Raw genomic sequence first — 3,534 nt, 5'->3', positions numbered from 1 at the left:
AGCATTGCAACATCTTGAGCAGCATTCGATAGATTCTGTGGCGCTTGCTCTACCATTCGCCCAAAGTTGAACAATGGCTCATCGGCTAAGGCTTTGTCTTTTGCCATGTAATCTTGATAAGCATCAGCTAAAGCAACGCTTGTTAAGCCTGCGCCTGTGCCTCCTATCATTCCTGGCAATGTTGCTCGCCCTCCTTGTCCTCTAACTATTAGCTCATTTTCAGGCACATCAAGAGTATTCCAAGGCGGATTGGCTATGCGTTCATCCATGTCATAGTCTAGGCGTGTTTCTACGTTTCGGGCTTCTGCTTCGCCTGCTAATCTTTGGTACTCCCTTAACCCACTGTCTGTTTTACCTCTTAGCTTTCGCATTACTTTCTCATACTCTTTGAAGTATGGGTTAGACATGTACTCATATCGCAATTCTTCAAGGGCTTGGCTTGGGTCTTCCAAGTCAGACATTATTAGCTCTTCTTGCTTTTTATCGTATTCAGCCAAAACTCTTTGAGTTTCAGGGTCTTTCTCTAAAAAATTAAGCCTAGCTCTATTTGCTGCAAATTCACCTGCAAACATTCCAGGACTGCCACCCCTAGCAAAACCCTCGCGCTCCTGTATGGCGTGTTGCATCTCATGCCCTAATATTGAAGGCGTTTTATAGCCATAATCAGCCTCTGCTCGCACAATCTCAGAGTTTGGCCCATCTTTCCGAATATAACTACCACCATCACCTTGCGCCCTTATTTGTACTTCATTTAAATCAGGGTACGCACTAAAAACAGAATCATTTTTTACATAATCTTTTAGCAATGGTTCGTATAAAGCTTGATTTTCACCGCTTTGCGCAAGCATTCTATAAGGCTTTGATGGCACGCTTATTTCGTCGCTAATCTCTTGCTTCCACTTGCCATCAACATCCTTAAACGTAGGTGCGCCCATTTGCCCTGTTGCTTGCCATATCTCATCACGACTAGCGCCATCATCGGTCATTTTTTTAGCCAATGCCTCTGCGCCTTTATTCCATGTTTTGGCTGCCGTGCCTATAAAGCTTGCCTCACTATCATCACTAGCCAATAAGCCTGCGCCTGCTGCTGTGCCTGCTGCTATTTCTGAACTTTTATTCTGCATCCTGCTTGCATAGTCCATTGCTAGGCTGTCACCGCCTTTAACGCGCTCGGCTAGTTCTGCTGCTATTTTGGCCTTTATGCTCATTGACTCATCAGCCTGATAAGCTCATCTGTTGGCAGGTTGCGTATATCCATGTCTAATTGTTTCTCAGCTATATCGGCCTGCATCATTTGAGATTCAACACCTTTTTTCACCGTGTCCATGTTGGTATTCTCAATATCAGCACCGGCTTGCTCAGCTTTGATCATGGCCTCCATACGCTTAGTCTCGCTGTCTACCTGCTTGAGCAAAGTATTAGCTTGATCATTCTGTGCGCCTGTCTGTGCTTGATAAGCCTTAATCTGATTGGCTTGAGCTTGATTCTGCTCGCGCATCATAGCCTGCTGTGCTTGAAGCTGCTTGGTCTGTTCTTGCATTAACAATATCTGTTCTTGCAATGGTGGTTGATTGTTTTGCATCTGAGCCTCTTGCTGCTTACGTGCAACAAACTCGGCCTCTTCTTCAGTCTGTGGCTCTATTCCGTCTAAGCCCAAGCCAAGCATTTGATAACGTGCAACTTTGTTAAGCTCATCCAAGCCCTCACCGTCTTGCTGTGCAAGTATCGACAGCATAACAATCTGCTGCATTGGGTCGCCTGGTGGTAACGTATCAAAGATTTCTTTCAGGTTAGCTAAAGCAGCCTCGCGTTGTGATGTATGCGACGGGCCAACGTCTGAATAGACCTCGAATTTAGCGTCTTTGATTGGGTTGCGTACAACAACAGACATTTGATTAACGTCATAGAATTGCTCATTAGCCATGCCATCTTTGGTCGTGCCGTCTACGTTGGTCAATACCATAACTTTGGTAGTATCGGTAATAGCTGCCAGCATCTTGGCGTAGACATCAGCATCATGACGCATAGCTTCAGCCCAATTATCGACGTATATAAACCGCATAACGCCGATTTGTTCTTTAATCTGCTGTAATGCAACGCCTGACATTTGCGAGTTAAAGCTGTCTTCTGTAACGCCTGGATTCAATATCGAATCGGTAAGCGCTGGCAATCCTGCAAGGATTTGACCAACGGCAGGCGGTACAGGTGGCGGTTGTGTGTACTGCTGCTGAAAGTTTAAAGTTTCGCCCTTTTCAGTTTCGTAATATGTGTTTTGATATTGAAATGCTAAATCGTGGTTGTTTGCATCCTCATATAAATGCTCAAAGCCTTCGATTTGTCTTGGATCGTAAATAGGCTTTGGCACTGGGCTAAACATCATTAGCGATGTCAGATAGTTATAAGCACTGTTAATCAATTTCTGCGGGTCTTTCGCAGCTTTGACTATGCCGTAAAAATTCTCAATACCATCTACAAAGTTTCGCTCACCGTACATAGGTATGATAGGAATGCAGCCGCCAGGCACGTAAGACTCCATAAGAATATCGATGCCATTAGTAACTGTCTTTTTGCAAACTTGCTTAGTGAGCTTTTTCTTTTTGAAAGGCTCAGGCATACCCATTGCTTTAGCTTCTTTGGCCGGTAAGCCATCGACTTTCTCTTGCCCATTCTCATCTACCCCAAGATAAAGCCAGTACATTTCGGCTTCATCTTCTATCTCGTAAAACTCTAATATGTTGATTTCATTTACAGAGGTATGCAGCCCGTATTGCATTTCAGAGCCATAGACGCGCTCATAAATTGAACGTTCAGGGCTATCAAAGCTAATAGTGCTTTGCTCTTCAATGTCATTCTCACCAAGCCAGCATTCATAGCCATCGCGGGTAAATGAGGTAATCAGTGAACAATGCTTAGCGTCACTTTTATCGGCAAGCTTTGAGTTACTATCGAACCACACGCGGCGGATAGCCTCAGGTATCGGTGAGCGCCTAACCTCTTGGGTCGTTGACAGCATATCCTCACTGTCATCGTCAACAGTATGCAAGCGCCAAGCACCAAAGCCACAATCAATAGCGTCATCTTGAGCTATGCTAAAGCACTGTCTTGATTTTGATAGCCGTCTGTCTGTTCGATACTTGCCTTGCATAAACTCATCGAGATCATCGTTATCGCCTTTCTTGCTGCGATACTTAACCTCAACTTCATTCTGTCTAAACTCGGCCTGTATGTTCTTTCGCTCGCGGCCAATGATATTGAACTCACCAACAAACTGTGTTGTCGATGCCTCGCTCATCTCATCTTCAGTCTGAGACCACCTAGCAAAAGATAGATCGGGTATTCGCGCATCGCGTACATCAGACTGCGCTGATCTGTCTGTGTTGTATTTTTTAAGCTTCTTAGCTAACCCACTATCTTCATCAGTATAATTTTTCATCTTCTACCAATCATTTTAATGCGTGGGGGCGGCGCACTTTGTTTACGAACGTTACGTTTTAAAGGTATATCCATTGCCATCATAACACTATCCGCCAAATT

General features: G+C 44.5%; 2 protein-coding genes. Both read right to left on the bottom strand.

Annotated features, from left to right (window positions below; translation table 11 throughout):
* On the bottom strand, positions 1–1,070 hold a 1,070-nt coding region (locus HRU21_08955; GenBank protein ID NRA42419.1), incomplete at its 3' end, for a hypothetical protein.
* Between the two features lie 134 nt (positions 1,071–1,204).
* Positions 1,205–3,433: a hypothetical protein gene (locus HRU21_08950; protein NRA42418.1), complete on the bottom strand. Its 2,229-nt coding sequence runs from the start codon at positions 3,431–3,433 to the stop codon at positions 1,205–1,207.
* Positions 3,434–3,534: the final 101 nt, after the last annotated feature.

Source organism: Pseudomonadales bacterium (genome assembly GCA_013215025.1).
In the GTDB taxonomy this organism is placed as follows: domain Bacteria; phylum Pseudomonadota; class Gammaproteobacteria; order Pseudomonadales; family DT-91; genus DT-91.
Note: the sequence above shows the minus strand (reverse complement) of the source record. Positions and strands in the feature narration are given on the sequence as shown.

Bases quoted from the DNA above. Each gene is read 5' to 3' on its own strand.
- HRU21_08950 (NRA42418.1), bottom strand. From the start codon at position 3,433: ATGAAAAATTATACTGATGAAGATAGTGGGTTAGCTAAGAAGCTTAAA.